Raw genomic sequence first — 14,197 nt, 5'->3', positions numbered from 1 at the left:
ACGCCTCCCGTTGTATCCGGGGTGTTGCGACCCTGAGACGCCGTCAGGGTCGTGTAGTCCCGCAGGGCTACCTCTCGCGTAGGGTCGGCCCCATGAGCCCTCAGCGCCCGCCCGTGCCCGCTGCCGTCCCCGCCCAGGCCCCGACCGCGACCGCGATGCGGCGGGCGCTGCGCCGGGCCCGGGACGGGGTGGCGCTGGACGCGGCGGAGGCGGCGGTGCTGCTGCAGGCCCGCGGCGAGGACCTGCGGCAGCTGTGCGCGGTCGCCGCCCGGCTCCGCGACGCCGGGCTGGAGCAGGCCGGGCGCCCCGGCGTCATCACCTACTCCCGCAAGGTGTTCGTCCCGCTCACCCGGCTGTGCCGGGACCGCTGCCACTACTGCACCTTCGTCACCGTGCCCGGCCGGCTCCGCAAGGACGGCCACGGCCTGTACCTGTCCCCGGACGAGGTGCTGGACATCGCCCGCAAGGGCGCCGAACTCGGCTGCAAGGAAGCCCTGTTCACGCTCGGCGACCGCCCCGAGGACCGCTGGCCCGAGGCCCGCGAGTGGCTGGACGCGCACGGCTACGACGACACCCTCGCGTACGTGCGGGCGATGGCCGTGCGGGTGCTGGAGGAGACCGGGCTGCTGCCGCACCTCAACCCGGGCGTGCTGTCCTGGACGGACTTCCAGCGGCTCAAGCCGGTCGCCCCGTCGATGGGCATGATGCTGGAGACCACCGCCGTCCGCCTCTGGTCGGAGCCCGGCGGCCCGCACCACGGCTCGCCCGACAAGGAGCCCGCCGTCCGGCTGCGGGTGCTGGAGGACGCCGGGCGCAGCGCGGTGCCGTTCACCACCGGCGTGCTGATCGGCATCGGCGAGAGCTTCGAGGAGCGGGCCGAGTCGCTGCTGGCGATCCGCAAGGTGGCCCGCGCCTACCAGGGCGTGCAGGAGGTGATCGTGCAGAACTTCCGGGCCAAGCCGGACACCGCGATGCGCGCCATGCCGGACGCCGAACTGTCCGAGCTGGCCGCCGCGGTGGCGGTGGCCCGGCTGCTGCTCGGCCCCGCCGCCCGGATCCAGGCCCCGCCGAACCTGGTGGACGCCGAGTACGCGCTGCTGATCGGCGCGGGCATCGACGACTGGGGCGGCGTCTCCCCGCTGACGCCCGACCACGTCAACCCGGAGCGCCCCTGGCCGCACGTCGAAGAGCTGGCCGAACGGACCGCCGCCGCCGGGTTCACCCTGCGCGAGCGGTTGACGATCTACCCCGAGTACCTCAAGCGCGGCGAGCCCTGGCTGGACCCGCGGCTGCTCCCGCACGTCCGGGCGCTCGCCGACCCGGCCACCGGCCTGGCCGTCGAGGGCGCCCGCCCGGTCGGCCTGCCCTGGCAGGAGCCGGACGCGCCGATGACCGGCGGCGGCCGCACCGACCTGTTCCGCACCGTCGACACCGAGGGCCGCACCGGCGACCGCCGCTCCGACTTCGACGACGTGTACGGCGACTGGGAGGCGCTGCGCGAACAGGCCGCGCTGCCCGCCCCCCGCCGGATCGACGCCGACCTGCGGGCCGCGCTGTCCACCGCCGCCGACGACCCGGAGCGGCTCACCGACGACCAGGCCCTGGCCCTGTTCCAGGCCGACGGCGACGCGCTGGACGCGCTGACCCGGATCGCCGACGAGCTGCGCCGCGACACCGTCGGCGAGGACGTCACCTACTGCGTCACCCGGAACATCAACTTCACCAACGTCTGCTACACCGGCTGCCGGTTCTGCGCCTTCGCCCAGCGCCGCACCGACGCCGACGCCTACACCCTCTCGCTGGACCAGGTCGCCGAACGGGCCGAGCAGGCCTGGCAGGTCGGCGCGACCGAGGTGTGCATGCAGGGCGGCATCCACCCGGACCTGCCCGGCACCGCGTACTTCGACATCGCCCGGGCCGTGAAGGAGCGGGTGCCGGGCATCCACGTGCACGCCTTCTCGCCGATGGAGGTGGTCAACGGCGCCACCCGCACCGGCCTGTCGGTCCGCGACTGGCTGGCCGCCGCGAAGGACGCCGGGCTGGACTCCATCCCCGGCACGGCCGCCGAGATCCTCGACGACGAGGTCCGCTGGGTGCTCACCAAGGGCAAGCTGCCCGCCGCGACCTGGGTCGAGGTGGTCACCGCCGCGCACGAGCTGGGCCTGCGCTCCTCCTCGACGATGATGTACGGCCACGTCGACACCCCCAGGCACTGGCTGGGCCACCTGCGGCTGCTCGCGCAGGTCCAGCAGCGCACCGGCGGCTTCACCGAGTTCGTCACCCTGCCGTTCGTGCACACCAACGCGCCGGTCTACCTGGCGGGCATCGCCCGGCCCGGCCCGACCGCCCGCGACAACCGGGCGGTCACCGCGATGGCCCGGCTGCTGCTGCACCCGCACATCCCCAACATCCAGACCAGCTGGGTCAAGCTCGGCGCGGAGGGCGCCGCCGAGATGCTCCGCAGCGGTGCCAACGACCTCGGCGGCACCCTGATGGAGGAGACCATCTCCCGGATGGCGGGCTCCGGTTGGGGCTCCTACAAGTCGGTCCGCGACCTGGAGGCGATCGCCGCCCTGGCCGGCTGCCCGTCCCGCCAGCGCACCACCCTCTACGGCGAGGTGCCCGCCGAACGCCGCGCCGCCGCCCTGGCCTCCGACGGTCACCTGCCGCAGCTGCTGCCGGTCCTCGACTAGCGGCCCGCGCCCGACGCCCGCGCCCGACGCCCGCGTCCGACGTCCGGCTCTCCGCCCGGTGACCTGCGGGTGTCCGGGCGGTGACGGGTGAGCGGGCGCACCGATGTTCGGTCCCGGGGGCCTTTTCGCGCTGCTCTTCGAATAAGGTGCGTCTACTGCCCGTGCGCCTGCTCCGGGCTCCCGACCGTGCCGTCGACGAAAGGGTTCCGCCCCGTGATGCCTCTGTGGTCACGCGCCCAGCAGCAGGACTTCCGCAGCCGGGTCCGGGGCTGCCTGCTCGGCGGGGCGATCGGGGACGCGCTCGGCGGCGGCATCGAGTTCGAGCAACTGGAGCAGATCCGCGCGGCCCACGGCGAGGCGGGCGTGGCCGGCTACGTCCCCGCGTACGGGCGGCGCGGCGCGATCACCGACGACACCCAGATGACGCTGTTCACCGTCGACGGCCTGATCCGCTCCCACATCAGCCGCGACGCCGGCTCCTGGCACCCGCCGTCCGACGTGCACCGCGCCTACCTGCGCTGGTACGCCACCCAGCAGGACTGGGGCCCGGACGAGCGCCGCAAGGACCTGGGCTGGCTCGGCCGCGAGGAGTGGCTGTACGCCCGCCGGGCCCCCGGCCAGGCCTGCCTGTCCGGGCTGGCCGGCACCGAGAGCGGCCCGCTGCCGACCGTCGAGGAGCCGCGCAACCCGGGCTCCAAGGGCTGCGGCACCGTGATGCGGGCCGCCCCGTTCGGGCTGCTCACCGCCTGGGACCCGGCGCTGGTCTTCCAACTCGCCGTCGAGTGCTCGGTGCTGACCCACGGCCACCCCACCGGCTACCTGTCCGCCGGGGCGTTCGCGGTGGTCGTCCACGCGGTGGCCCGCGGCGGCACCCTGGAGGAGGGCGTGCACCTGGCGCTGGCCCTGCTCTCCGAGCGCACCGGCCACGAGGAGACCACCGCCGCGCTGCGCGCCGCCCTGGACGCGGTGCGGGCCGGGGCGCCGTCCCCCGAGCGGGTCGAGGAGCTCGGCGAGGGCTGGGTGGCCGAGGAGGCGCTCGCCATCGGCCTGTACTGCGCGCTGGTCGCCGAGGACGTCCGCAGCGGCCTGCTGCTGGCCGTCAACCACTCCGGCGACAGCGACTCCACCGGCTCGATCTGCGGCAACCTGCTGGGCGCCCTGCACGGCGAGACCGCCCTCCCGCCGGACCTGCTGGCCGAGTTGGAGGGCCGCGGCACCGTCCTGGAACTCGCCGACGACCTGGTGCTGGAACTGCTGCACGGCCCCGAACTGCACGGCACCGAGGCCTGGTCGGTCCGCTACCCGGCCGCGGACGCCTGACCCCGCCCGGTCGCCAGGCCGCCCGTCCGTCCGGCCGCCTGACAGTCCGGCCCCGGACGCGAAGGTGCCCGCCGCGCGGGAAGCGGCGGGCACCTTCGCACCTGTGGCCAAGGGCTCAGAGCTCGCCGAAGCGGCCCGCCCCGGCCGCCGCGGCGAACGCCGCCCAGGCCGCCTCGGAGAAGCGCAGCTGCGGGCCCTGCGGGTCCTTGGAGTCGCGGACCGCGATCGAGGCCGAACCCGGCACGGCGATCTCCACGCAGGCGCCGTTGCCCCCGCTGTAGCTGCTCTTGCGCCAGGTCAGGCTCTCGGTGGCCTTGCTCATTTCATGAACTCCTCTGCGATGGTGGCGATCATCGACCGGCTCTCCGCGACGCTCAGCGCCGCGGCCCTCAAGTGGTCGTACAGATTGGTATAGCGGCGGACGTCGGCGTCCTTCTCCAGGTAGAGATCGCTCGTCACTCCTTCGAAGTAGACGACCGTGGAATCCGCCGACTCGGGGAACTCCAGCAGGGAGAATGTCCCGGTCATGCCGGGGTGGGAGCCGTGGCTGAACGGGATGACCTGGAGGTTGATGTTGGCCCGCTCGCCCAGTTCGACGAGCTGGTACAACTGCTCGGCCATCACCGCCTTCCCGCCGACCTGGCGGCGCAGCACGGCCTCGTCTATCACCACCCACAGGCTGCCCAGCTGGTCCGCGCCGTGGATCCGGTGCTGCCGCTTGAGCCGGACGTCCACCCGGCGGCGGATCGCGGTCGGGTCGGTGTCCGGCTGCGTCCCGGCCACCACCGCCTCGGCGTACTCGCGGGTCTGCAGCAGCCCCGGCACGAACGAGGACTCGTACGCCCGGATCGAGGACGCCTCCGCCTCCAGCCCGATGTACACGCTGTACGGGATGTCCCCGAACTCGTGCCACCAGCCGCGCTGCCGCGACTCCTTGGCCATCTCCATCAGCCCGGCGCGGACCCGCTCGTCCTCGACCTCGTAGACGTCGCACAGGTCGCGCACGTCGCGCTGGCTGATCGAGCGGCGGCCGTTCTCCAGCCGGCTGATCTTCGACTGGGAGACCATCAGGCGGCCGGCCACCTCTTCGGCGGTCATGCCCTTGAGCTCGCGCAGGCGCCGCAGTTCGGCGCCGAGCCTGCGGCGGCGGACCGTCGGATTCACGCTGGCGGACACATCGACCTCCGGCCGGACTTCTGGCAACAGTGCGGTAATTGGTACCAACCCCCTGACGCTGAGCAGCATGCCACCTCAACTGCGGTCCGTGTCCAGGAATCGAAGTACCGCAGTAGAACAGATCATCGGAAAATAGCTCAATATGGATCCGAGCCCTTGCGCTCGGCGCCCCCACCCGCTAAAGGGACTCCCGCGCCCGCCAAGGCCCCTGACGGACCGTCCGGACACCGCACGGACGCCGGGAACGCCGGAGGGCGGGTGGCCCGGTGCATCGCACCGGGCCACCCGCCCTCCTGCCGAACCGAACGCTAACGGCGTGCGCCGCTCATCGCGCGCCCACCCTGCTGGCCACCCCGCGCCCCGCGGCCGCCGGACGACCGGCCGGACCGCGCGAACCCGCGGGCGCCGACCTGCCCTGCTGCTGGGCGGGCAGACCGTTCTGCACGTCCATCACCGCGTGGGCCACCATCCCGCCCAGCGGGTCGTACCTGATCAGGTCCCGCAGCCGGGAGCGCGAGGACCGCCCCTCGTTGCCCGGGTACAGGTGCTTGCCCAGGCCGACCGCGTGCGCCAGCGCCGCCAGCGCCGCCGTCCGCGGGTCCGGCGGCACGCCGGTGCGGATCGCCGTGTCCAGCCGCTGCTTGATCGCCGCGTTGGTGCAGTCGTCCGACGCCTGGTAGCGCGTCGTCGGCAGCACCCCGCAGACCTGCCCGGCCACAGCCGTCACCATGCCGCACCGTTCCAGGTGCGCCAGGTACGTCTGCCGGAGGCCCAGGCGCGGGCCACCGATCCAGTGCGCGGCGCGCACCGGACTGCCGCGCCGGCGCAACAGCTCCAGTGCGTGGTCAAGGGTCGGGTCACCGGTCGGCCGTGGCACCACCACGGCGATCCGGTCCCCGTCCGGGACTATCCTTCCGGCCAGGGACAGCTCGACGAGCTGCGCCCCGGCAAGTCCGAGGTCGAGGGTCTGCGGCTGCGCGGTGGTACCCGTGGCCGGGTCCAGCGCGAGCAACAGCAGCTCCTCGGGAATGGTTCGACGGCCTCTGCCCATCCAAGCCTCCCCGCGTGGATGAATGACAGGGTGACGCCTCTCACACAGGCTTGTCGAGTACGCCTCCGAATCGTGACCTTGCCCGGGCAGGCTGGAACCACCGTCCGACGGCTCCGCGTCTGACCGGGCAGCGGCCCGTACGGGCAGGAAAAACCGCCGGTCGGGCGGGGTGCGGCGGGCCCTTGCGGGTTCGGTGCCGGAGACTGTACAGGTGCTGGGCCGGGTCGAGAACCCGCCCGAAAAAAACCAGCTTGTGTGATCGGACCGGCGGTGCCGGGCGGACGAGGAGGAGTGGGTTACGTGGGCGAGTCCCCGCAGAGCGAGCGGCACGACGGCGAGGAGCGGTCGGCCGAGACCGAGGAGACCCCGCGCGAACCCGGCGAGCGCGCCACGGGCAACAGCACCGTCCACCTGCGCGTCCGCGATGCGGACACCCGCACCACGACCCTCCGCCTCCCCGCCGACCTCCCCGAATCCAGCGCCGCCCTCACCGACCCCCGTCCCACCCCTCGGGACGAGGACACCCCCGAATCCGAGACGGAATCCGCCCCGAAGGGCCCGCAGCCGACCATGACGCTGCGCGCGCCGGAGCTGCCGGAGGAAGAGGAGACGGACGAGGCGGAGCCCGAGCCGTCGGCGGAAGAAGAGGCGGACGAGGGCAAGGCGGAGTCGGGGGCTGCGGCGAAGCCCGAGCCGACGATGATGCTGCGGGTGCCGGAGCTGCCGGCGGAAGAAGAAGAGGACGAGGCTGAGGACGAGGGAGACGCCAAGGCCGAGGAGGGTGAGGCTGCGGACGCTCCGGCCGGGCCGCAGCCCACGATGACGCTGCGGATGGCGGACCTGGCGAAGTCCGCTGCGGCGGCGGAGAAGGGCGAGGCGGAAACAGAAGCCGAGGCCGAGGCCGAGACTGAGGGCGAGGACGACGCCGAGGCCGAGGACGGTGCCGAGTCCGAGGCGGCCGCGAAGCCCGAGCCGACGATGACGCTGCGGGTCGACAAGGACCGTCCCGAGCGGACCGTGATGCTCCGGCTGCCCAAGGAGGCCGCGGAGGCCGAGCCCAAGGCCGAGCCGAAGCCCGAGGCGGCTGCGAAGTCCGAGGCACCCGCGAAGCCCGCGGTCGAGCCCAAGGCCGAGTCCAAGGCCGAGCCGAAGCCCGAGCCGAAGCCCGAGCCGAAGCCCGAGCCCCAGGCCGAGACGGCTGCGAAGTCCGAGGCACCCACGAAGCCCGTGGCCGTGCCGAAGCCCGAGGCGGCCGCGGAGCCGAAGCCCGTCCCCGTGCCGGCCGCGAAGCCCGCTCCGGGGCCTGTTCCCGCTGCCGCTGCCGCGCCCACCGCTCCGCCGCCGCCTCCGCCGCTGCCGGTCGCGCCCCCGCCGGGGCCGGAGAGCACCATCGAGGCGCTGGAGGTGCTGAAGGCGCTGAGTGCCCGTCCGATGACGCCGTTGCGGCGGGCGGTGAAGCGGATCACGATCTGGGGCGTCTTCCTGGCGGTGGTGCTGGGCGTGCTGGTCGCGGCGCAGTTGCTGCGTCCGCTGCCGGCGCCGAAGGCGAAGCTGTCGCTGGCGGACTCGTTCACCTTCGGGGGCGAGCAGCCGAACATCCCGTGGCCGGCGAAGGGGCAGGCGGCCGCCGAGGTGGTGGGCGTGGGCAGCCTGGGGTCGTCGGGGGAGGAGAAGCCGGTGCCGATCGCGTCCGTCACCAAGGTGATGAACGCGTACCTGATCCTGCAGGCGCACCCCTTGAAGAAGGGGGAGAGCGGCCCGGTGCTGACGGTGGACAAGGCGGCCGCCCAGGAGTCGGGCAACAACGACGAGTCGACGGTGACGCTGACGGAGGGCCAGCAGCTCACCGAGTACGAGGCGTTGGAGATGCTGATGCTGCCGTCGGCCAACAACGTGGCCCGGCTGCTGGCGCGTTGGGACTCCGGCAGTGAGGAGGAGTTCGTGAAGAAGATGAACGCCACCGCCGCGCAGCTCGGCATGACCAACACCACCTACGCGGACGCGGCCGGGTACAACAACGACACCAAGTCGACCGCGAAGGACCAGCTGAAGGTGGCCGAGAAGGCCATGCAGCTGGAGATCTTCAAGCAGGTCGTCGCGGAGCCGGACACCCGGTTCAACGGCCAGCGGATCTTCAACACCAACGCGCTGCTGGGCAAGAACGGCATCATCGGCGGCAAGACCGGCTCCTCGACGCCCGCGCAGTCCTGCCTGATGTGGGCGGCGGTGAAGGAGGTCGGCGGCGTGCAGCGGATGATCGTCGGCGTGACGCTGGGCCAGCCGCAGACCAAGGAGGAGATGAGCCTGGTGCGGGCCGCGCAGCCGCCGAGCCAGCGGATCAACGTGGCCGCGCAGGCCGCGCTGGCCGGGCAGACCCTGGCCGAGCAGGGCCAGGTGGTCGGCTACGTGGACGACGGCGTGGGCGGGAAGGTGCCGGTGGTCGCGGCCAAGGCGCTGACCGTCGCGGGCTGGAACGGCATCACCGCGCACCTGACCCTGACCCCGGTCGGGAAGATCGCCCACACCCTGCCGGCCGGCACCCAGGTCGGCACGCTGTCGGCGGGCGACGGGGACGGCCGGGTCGAGGTGCCGGTCACCCTGAAGTCGGACCTGGCCCCGGCGTCCATCGGCTCCCGGCTGCTGCGCCTGGGCTAGGACCCGGCGGCAGTGGAACGGAACGGCGGAGCGGCCCGGACGGGGAGTCCGGGCCGCTCCGGCGTTCGCGGCGGGGGAGGGCGCTACCAGCGGCCGGGGAGGGCGCTACCAGCGGCCGGGTTCGGTGCGGGTGCCGAGGTAGCGGGTGACGGAGGGCTCCTCGGCGACGACCCGGCCCAGGACCAGGGCGAGGGTGACGGCGGCGAACAGGGTGATCAGCCAGGACAGGACGGTGAACACCACGCCGTAGGGGCCGAACTTGCCGACCGAGGAGCTCATCGCGTGCGGCAGCCACACCTTGGAGGCGATGCCGAGGGCGACCTCGCCGACGCCGCACAGCAGGGCGCCGGGCAGCAGCGGGTACCAGCGGATCCGGCCGCCGAGCAGCAGGTGCTGGGTCCACCACCAGACGGCGGAGGAGACCAGGAAGGTCAGCGGGACGCCCAGCCACAGGCCGGCGCCGAAGCCCTTGCGCAGCGGGACCTGGACGACCAGGAACACCAGCCAGACCAGCAGCCACACCACCCAGCGCCACAGCGCCAGCCGGGCGCTGTTCTTCGGCATCTCCCAGGCCCGTTCGCAGACCCGCTGCAGGGCCCGGCTCATCGCGGTCGCGGACGCCAGGGTGACCAGCACGCCGAGCACGCCGAAGCTCTGGCTGGCGCCGTCGTCGTGCGGGGCGTTCATCAGCTGCTGGATCTGCTGCTGGGCGGGGCCCTGCAGGCCGAGCTGCTCGCGCAGCGAGCCGGTGATGCTGTGCTTGAGCGACGCGGGGGCGAACACCGCGACCACCAGCAGGGCGGGCAGCGCGGAGAGGAACGCCTGGGCGGCCAGCCGGGTGGCGTTGTCCAGCAGGTTGACCCGGATCAGGTTGCTGACGGCCCGGCCGATCAGCGGGATCCGTTCGGGGGCGCCCTTGGCGGACTCGGCGTACCGGGCCGCCCGTTCCCGGGCGGACTCCCGGCGCCGGGGGGCGGGGTCCTGCTCCGCCCGTCGCAGTGATTCGGTCACGCCGCAACCTCCGCATGCTCCGCCGGACGGGAACTTCCATCGTCACCGGCCGGCGGAGGGGGAGGGCGGCCGCCTACTTCTTCCGGGTGAGCCCGGCGACCCGGGAGCCCACGCCCCAGGCGGTGACCCGCCACAGCGCCTCGACCACGATGCTGCGGTTCATCTTCGAGGCGCCGTGCTCGCGCTCCACGAAGGTGATCGGCACCTCGGCGACCTTGAAGCCGGCCCTGACCGCGCGCCAGGCCAGGTCGACCTGGAAGCAGTAGCCCTGCGAGGCGACCTGCTCCATGCCGAGGCCGAGCAGGGTCTCCTTGCGGAAGGCCCGGTAGCCGCCGGTGACGTCCCGGATCGGCACGTTCAGCATCAGCCGGGAGTAGGTGGAGCCGCCCTTGGAGAGCAGCAGCCGGGACTTCGGCCAGTTCACCACCGCGCCGCCGGGCACCCAGCGGGAGCCCAGCACCAGGTCCGCGCTGCGCAGCGCGGTCAGCAGCCGGGGCAGCTCCTCGGGCTGGTGCGAGCCGTCCGCGTCCATCTCGACCAGCACGTCGTAGCCCTCGTCGATGCCCAGGCGGAAGCCGGCCAGGTAGGCGGCGCCGAGGCCCTCCTTGCCCTTGCGGTGCAGCACCTTGACGTGGTCGTCGTCGGCGGCGAGGGCGTCGGCGAGCTTGCCGGTGCCGTCCGGGCTGTTGTCGTCCGCGACCAGCACGTGCGCCTCGGGGACGGCGGCGCGGACGCGGGACACGATCCGTTCGACGTTCTCGGCCTCGTTGTAGGTCGGGACGATCACCAGGATGCTGCCGAGTCCGGCGAACGGGGTCTCCGGGGAGGAGCTCACAGGGGGGTGCCTTTCTGGAGCGGCTGGCCGGGGCGGCGCCCGGGGGCGCCACCTCCCACGGTAGGGCACCGCGCGGGGTGCTCCGGGCCACCGGTCGTGGGGCCGCAGCGGCGGACGCCGCCGCCCGGACCGCGGCGGGCGCGGTGCGGGCGGCGGCGTCCGGGGGTGCCGGGCCGGGCGGGCGGTCAGTCGCGGGTGCCGGCCAGTTCGACGGCCCGGCCGCGGGTGGTGTGCCGGGCGGACAGCACGGCGGCGGTCACCGCGGTCACCGCGCACAGCACCACGACCTGCCAGGTCGAGCCCCAGGGCAGCACGGTCGCCGCCCCGTCGACCAGCTTGGTCAGCGACAGCCGCTGGGTGAGGACCACGGCCGCGCCGGCCACCGCGGCCAGGATGGTGCCGATCACGGTGGCCAGCAGCGCCTCGGCGGCGATCACCCGCAGGATCTGGCCGCGGGTGGCGCCGGCCAGGTTGAGCGAGGCGAGTTCGCGGCGGCGGCCGGCGGCGGCCATCACCAGGGTGTTGGCCACCGAGATCAGCGAGTAGCCGACCGAGATGCCGAGGATGACGGTGGCCGCGGTCCTGGTGTCCTCCTTGAGCTTGGCCTTCAGGGTGTCGTAGTAGACCGGGACGGGGGCGACCCGGACGGCCTGGTTCTTGAGCGCGGCGGCCACCGAGTCGGGGGTGGCGCCGGCGTCGAAGCGCAGCCAGGCGCGGGCGGGGCGGGCGCCGGAGGCCTTGGCGGCGGACAGGTAGGTGTCGTCGCCGGCCAGGCCGGTCTGGACGATCGCGGCGATCCGCAGCTTGGTGGAGGTGTCGTCGGGCATCCACACCGTGAGGGTCTGGCCGAGCACCAGGTCGTTGCCGTCGGCGGTCTTCCGGTCGACCACGATGAAGTCGTCGCCGAGGTCGTCGACCGAGCCCTCCAGCACCCGGGGGTGCAGGACGCCGTTCGCGCCGAGCGAGGACGGGGCGACGGCCTGGCCGTTCAGCGAGTCGACGACCTGGCCGTCCTCGGTGCCGATGTAGACGTGCGCGGAGGAGACCACGTCGGCCCGCACGCCCGGCAGGTCGGCCAGGGCCGCGGTCGCCGAGCGGTCCAGGGTCTTGCCCGCGGCGGGCAGCACCAGGTAGTCGGCCCGGGTCTGCTGCCGGACCTGGTCGATCTTGGTGTGGTCGCCGGCCGCCTGCATGCAGATCATCGCGGCGGTCAGGCCGACCGCGACCACGATCGGGGTGACGGTGGCGGCGGTGCGGCGGCGCCCGTTCAGGGTGTTCTGCCGGACGATCAGCGGGCCCGCGCCGAACCGGGACAGCGGCCAGGTGGCGATCCGGGCGACCGGCCGCAGCAGCACCGGGGCGAGCAGCGCCAGGCCGCCGACGTACAGCAGCGGCACCATGCCGTACTTGCGCGGGTTGACCGCGTAGGTGGGGCTGTCGCCCGCGATGCTCCAGCCGGTGGCGACGGCGGCGACCAGCAGGCCGACGCCGAGCACCCAGCGGACCGGGGTCATCGCCCGGCTGGAGGCGGCGGCGTCGCGCAGCGCGGCGACCGGGCGGACCCGGGAGGCGCGCACCGCGACGGCGGCCGCGCCGAGCAGCGCCGAGCCGACGCCCATCAGGAAGGCGATCACCAGCGGGACCGGGTTGAGGCCGATGTGGAACCAGCTCGGGGCGACGTCGTTGTCCAGCATCCAGCTGTTCAGCCGGCCGGCGCCGATCGGGCCCAGCACGCAGCCGACCAGGGCGGCGGCCACGCCGACCAGCCCGGCCTCGGCGACCACCATCCGGCGGACCTGCTTCGGGGTGGCGCCGACCAGCCGCAGCAGCGCCAGTTCGCGGCTGCGCTGCTCGACCACGAAGGCGAAGGTGGCGATCACGATGAACACCGCGACCGAGACCGCGATGCCGCCGGTGGTCGCGGCCATCGACTGGGCGTTGATCAGGGCGTCCGCGCCGCCGGACGGGTCCGGGTCGGCCTGCTGGCGGTCGGCGCCGGACAGCACCAGCGGGCCCGCGCCGAGGGCTGAGCGCACGGCGGCGGCGCCGCCGTCCACGGCGAGCGCGTTGACGGCGGGGGAGAGCCGGGCGGCCTCGGTGTCGGTGAAGAACACCGCGTCCTCGAACCAGGTCGCCGGGGCGACGCCGGTGACGGTGTACGGGTGCGGGCCGGCCGGGGTGGAGACCAGCACGGTGCCGCCGACCCGGTCGGCGGCGGCGCCGGTCAGCACCACCTCGTCCGGGGCGGCCGGGGCCCGGCCGGCGCTCAGCGCGTAGGGGGTGAGCGCGGCGGACGACCAGCCGTGGCCGACCGCGTCGGACGGGCCGCCCTTCCACGGGGCGTCGAAGGTGCGGTCCTCGACCACTGCGCCGGCCGCGGCGGCCTTGGCGGCGGCGGTGTCGGGGAGCGCGGCGGGCAGTTCCATCGGGTCGCCGCGCGGGTCGGCGGGGACCACCACGGTCTGCGCCTTCGCGAAGCGCTGCGGGCCCTCGTGCGGGGTGCCGATGGTGGCGGTCAGGGCGAGCGCCATCATGGCGATCATGCCGGTGCCGAGCGCCAGCGCGATGAACGCGCCGACGAAGCTCACCCAGCGGGTGCGGACGGTGGCGAGGGCGATGCTCAGCACGGGGTGCCCTCCAGGTCGGTCGCGTCCTCGGGCTCCAGGTGCGCCATCCGGTTCGCCACGGCCTCCACGGTCGGGCCGGTGATCTTGTCGACCACCCGGCCGTCGGCGAGGAAGACCACCTGGTCCGCGTAGGAGGCGGCGACCGGGTCGTGGGTGACCATGATGATGGTCTGCCCGTTCTCGGTGACGATCCGGCGCAGCAGGGCCAGCACGTCGCGCGAGGTGCGGGTGTCCAGGGCGCCGGTGGGCTCGTCGGCGAACAGCACCTCGGGGCGGGTCACCAGGGCGCGGGCGATCGCCACCCGCTGCTGCTGGCCGCCGGACAGCTCGCTGGGCAGGTGCCCGGCGCGGCCGGTCAGGTTGACCCCGGCGAGGACCTTCTCGACCTCGGCCGGGTCGGGGCGCACGCCGGCCAGCTTGAGCGGCAGCTCGACGTTCTGCCGGGCGGTCAGCGCCGGGATCAGGTTGAACGACTGGAAGATGAAGCCGATCCGGTCCCGGCGGAGCTTGGTGAGGGCGTTCTCGGACATGCCGGCCGGGTCCGCGCCGGCCAGCGAGACCCGCCCGGAGTCGACCCGGTCCAGGCCGGCCGCGCACTGCAGCAGGGTGGACTTGCCGGAGCCGGAGGGGCCCATGATCGCGGTGAAGGTCCCGGCCGGGAAGTCCAGGGTGACGTCGTCCAGTGCGGTGACCCGGCTGTCGCCGGTGCCGTAGCTCTTGCGTGCCGCGGACAGGCTGACGACGGCGGAGCCGGTCAGCGGGGCGTCGGGCCCGCCGCTCTTCTTGTCGAACACATTTCCGCCTTTGGTAGAAGTGCGTCAGCCCGCTG

At 73.9% G+C, this 14,197-nt stretch carries 10 protein-coding genes; 3 read left to right on the top strand and 7 right to left on the bottom strand.

Annotated elements, in window-relative coordinates; all coding sequences use genetic code 11:
- The first annotated feature begins 92 nt into the window (after window positions 1-92).
- The gene (locus IH44_RS0109830; RefSeq protein ID WP_051816723.1) at window positions 93-2,693 is read left to right on the top strand and encodes a bifunctional FO biosynthesis protein CofGH; all 2,601 of its coding nucleotides are present in this window, start codon (window positions 93-95) and stop codon (window positions 2,691-2,693) included.
- A 216-nt stretch (window positions 2,694-2,909) separates the two neighbouring features.
- Window positions 2,910-4,013, top strand: a complete 1,104-nt coding sequence (locus IH44_RS0109825) for an ADP-ribosylglycohydrolase family protein (RefSeq protein ID WP_030459065.1) — start codon at window positions 2,910-2,912, stop codon at window positions 4,011-4,013.
- 115 nt (window positions 4,014-4,128) lie between these two features.
- On the opposite strand, the gene IH44_RS0109820 is transcribed toward IH44_RS0109825, so the two are convergent.
- The 3 genes from IH44_RS0109820 to IH44_RS0109810 all read right to left on the bottom strand — a co-directional run bounded on the left by IH44_RS0109820 (window position 4,129) and on the right by IH44_RS0109810 (window position 6,240).
- Window positions 4,129-4,335, bottom strand: a complete 207-nt coding sequence (locus IH44_RS0109820; RefSeq protein WP_030459064.1) for a DUF397 domain-containing protein — start codon at window positions 4,333-4,335, stop codon at window positions 4,129-4,131.
- Window positions 4,332-5,189: a helix-turn-helix transcriptional regulator gene (locus tag IH44_RS0109815; protein WP_030459063.1), complete on the bottom strand. Its 858-nt coding sequence runs from the start codon at window positions 5,187-5,189 to the stop codon at window positions 4,332-4,334. Before IH44_RS0109815 ends, IH44_RS0109820 begins: the two co-directional genes overlap by 4 nt.
- A gap of 325 nt (window positions 5,190-5,514) precedes the next feature.
- On the bottom strand, window positions 5,515-6,240 hold the full coding sequence (locus IH44_RS0109810) for a GPP34 family phosphoprotein (RefSeq protein ID WP_030459062.1): 726 nt from the start codon (window positions 6,238-6,240) through the stop codon (window positions 5,515-5,517).
- Between the two features lie 300 nt (window positions 6,241-6,540).
- On the opposite strand from IH44_RS0109810, the gene IH44_RS0109805 reads away from it, so the two are divergent.
- Window positions 6,541-8,895 (top strand): D-alanyl-D-alanine carboxypeptidase, encoded by a 2,355-nt coding sequence (locus tag IH44_RS0109805; protein WP_051816722.1) that lies wholly within the window; start codon window positions 6,541-6,543, stop codon window positions 8,893-8,895.
- Between the two features lie 105 nt (window positions 8,896-9,000).
- Here IH44_RS0109805 and IH44_RS0109800 read toward each other — a convergent pair whose 3' ends face one another.
- From IH44_RS0109800 to IH44_RS0109785, 4 genes are all read right to left on the bottom strand, one after another.
- The gene (locus IH44_RS0109800; RefSeq protein WP_030459060.1) at window positions 9,001-9,906 is read right to left on the bottom strand and encodes a YhjD/YihY/BrkB family envelope integrity protein; all 906 of its coding nucleotides are present in this window, start codon (window positions 9,904-9,906) and stop codon (window positions 9,001-9,003) included.
- A gap of 73 nt (window positions 9,907-9,979) precedes the next feature.
- Window positions 9,980-10,741: a polyprenol monophosphomannose synthase gene (locus IH44_RS0109795; protein WP_030459059.1), complete on the bottom strand. Its 762-nt coding sequence runs from the start codon at window positions 10,739-10,741 to the stop codon at window positions 9,980-9,982.
- Between the two features lie 185 nt (window positions 10,742-10,926).
- On the bottom strand, window positions 10,927-13,368 hold the full coding sequence (locus tag IH44_RS46395; protein WP_030459058.1) for an FtsX-like permease family protein: 2,442 nt from the start codon (window positions 13,366-13,368) through the stop codon (window positions 10,927-10,929).
- Window positions 13,362-14,162: an ABC transporter ATP-binding protein gene (locus IH44_RS0109785; RefSeq protein WP_369794925.1), complete on the bottom strand. Its 801-nt coding sequence runs from the start codon at window positions 14,160-14,162 to the stop codon at window positions 13,362-13,364. Before IH44_RS0109785 ends, IH44_RS46395 begins: the two co-directional genes overlap by 7 nt.
- Window positions 14,163-14,197: the final 35 nt, after the last annotated feature.

Origin of the sequence: Kitasatospora sp. NRRL B-11411 (assembly GCF_000721345.1) — a bacterium.
In the GTDB taxonomy this organism is placed as follows: Bacteria; Actinomycetota; Actinomycetes; order Streptomycetales; family Streptomycetaceae; genus Kitasatospora; species Kitasatospora cineracea.
The sequence above is the reverse complement of the archived record's forward strand: the minus strand, read 5'-3'. Positions and strand labels throughout refer to the sequence as shown.

Bases quoted from the DNA above. Each gene is read 5' to 3' on its own strand.
- IH44_RS0109830 (WP_051816723.1), top strand. From the start codon at position 93: ATGAGCCCTCAGCGCCCGCCCGTGCCCGCTGCCGTCCCCGCCCAGGCC.
- IH44_RS0109825 (WP_030459065.1), top strand. From the start codon at position 2,910: ATGCCTCTGTGGTCACGCGCCCAGCAGCAGGACTTCCGCAGCCGGGTC.
- IH44_RS0109820 (WP_030459064.1), bottom strand. From the start codon at position 4,335: ATGAGCAAGGCCACCGAGAGCCTGACCTGGCGCAAGAGCAGCTACAGC.
- IH44_RS0109810 (WP_030459062.1), bottom strand. From the start codon at position 6,240: ATGGGCAGAGGCCGTCGAACCATTCCCGAGGAGCTGCTGTTGCTCGCG.